The following is a 1,537-nucleotide window of genomic DNA, read 5'->3' as shown; positions in this document are numbered from 1 at the left end:
GCACGCACCAACTGCTTAGCAACGTTCTCTCCCAGACCATCCATTGCTACAAATGGTGGGATGAGGGTATCTCCATCAATGATGAACTCAGTCGCATCACTACGATAGAGATCTAACTTGCCAAACTTAAAGCCACGTTCCCACATCTCATTGACAATCTCAAGAGTTGTATAAAGATCGATTTCCACATTAGAGGCTTCATTATTCTTCCGTTTTTCAGCGATTTCTTCCATTCTACGCTTAATGGCATCCAAGCCGGCACCCATGGTCTTGATATCAAAGGCCTTGGCGCGGATAGAGAAGTAAGCACAGTAGTAATAAATCGGATGGTGAACCTTGAAGTAGGCTACACGTAAGGCCATCATAACGTAGGCTGCCGCGTGGGCTTTGGGGAACATATACTTGATTTTTCCACAGGATTCGATATACCATTCTGGCACCTTATTGGCCTTCATGGCTTCGATATAGCCATTTCGTTCTTCTTCGGAAATCTTCAACCACAAGCCCTTACGTACCCGTTCCATGATGGTAAAGGCCATTTTAGGCTCGAGACCCGCATGCATGAGATAAACCATGATGTCGTCCCGACAACCGATAACGGTTGATAGGTCCGCAATCCCTTGCTTGATCAAATCCTGGGCATTGCCCAACCAGACATCAGTACCGTGGGACAGACCTGAGAGCTGAAGCAATTCCGCAAAGGTTGTCGGATGGGTTTCATCGACCATCCCACGTACAAAGTTGGTTCCAAATTCTGGAATTCCTAGCATCCCCGTCGGTGTACCGATTTGCTCCGGAGTCACCCCTAGCACATCAGTCCCAGAAAAGAGGGCCATCACGCCTTCATCATCCATAGGAATTTCATTAGGGTCAATCCCAGACAAGTCCTGCAGTTTCCGAATCATGGTCGGATCATCATGACCCAGCACATCGAGTTTGAGGACGTTCTCATCGATATCGTGGAAGTTAAAGTGGGTCGTCTGCCATTCAGCCGTCACGTCATCCGCTGGATACTGAACAGGCGTAAAGTCGTAGACGTGACAGGCGATATCCTCCTAACCTTGCCCGGACAAGCCCTGCGCCATTTTAAAAATCGAGTGGAGTTCACGATCTTCTTTTTGCAAGACTTGGGAATCGACACTCGCCACCTTCTCTTTAATACTCTAGCTACCTCTTTCTTGGTCTCATATCATTATCCAGACAAGAGCGGACAGGATATCTTGGTTTGGCAAGAACCGCTAGATGATTGCCTTCCTGGGAATATGCAGCTGCTCTTGGAGCAAGAGGGGCTGAGAGCCAAGCAGATCCTCATACCAGATAAGGCTACCTATGAACAGGCCTTGGCCTTGACCAATCCAGCCTATCATGACAAGTTTGTCCATCTAGGTTATCATTATCAGTTCAAAAGAGAAAACTTCGTTCGACCAGATGCCTTGATCGTTACCAACTCAGATCAGATCGAACATATCGAAACCCTGATTGAGTCCTTGCCAATGGTGACCTTCCGAATCGCGGCAGTGACTGAAATGTCGTCCAA

General features: G+C 47.6%; 2 pseudogenes. One reads left to right on the top strand and one right to left on the bottom strand.

Going from position 1 to position 1,537, the window contains the following annotated elements:
- A pseudogene (gene polC, locus GMD6S_RS11300) lies at nt 1–1,037 on the bottom strand (PolC-type DNA polymerase III); the annotation flags it as partial.
- On the opposite strand from polC, the pseudogene GMD6S_RS11295 reads away from it, so the two are divergent.
- Nucleotides 1,038–1,537: pseudogene (locus GMD6S_RS11295) on the top strand (accessory Sec system glycosylation chaperone GtfB); the annotation flags it as partial.

The sequence above is a fragment of the Streptococcus sp. GMD6S genome (assembly GCF_000297015.1).
The sequence above is the reverse complement of the archived record's forward strand: the minus strand, read 5'-3'. Positions and strand labels throughout refer to the sequence as shown.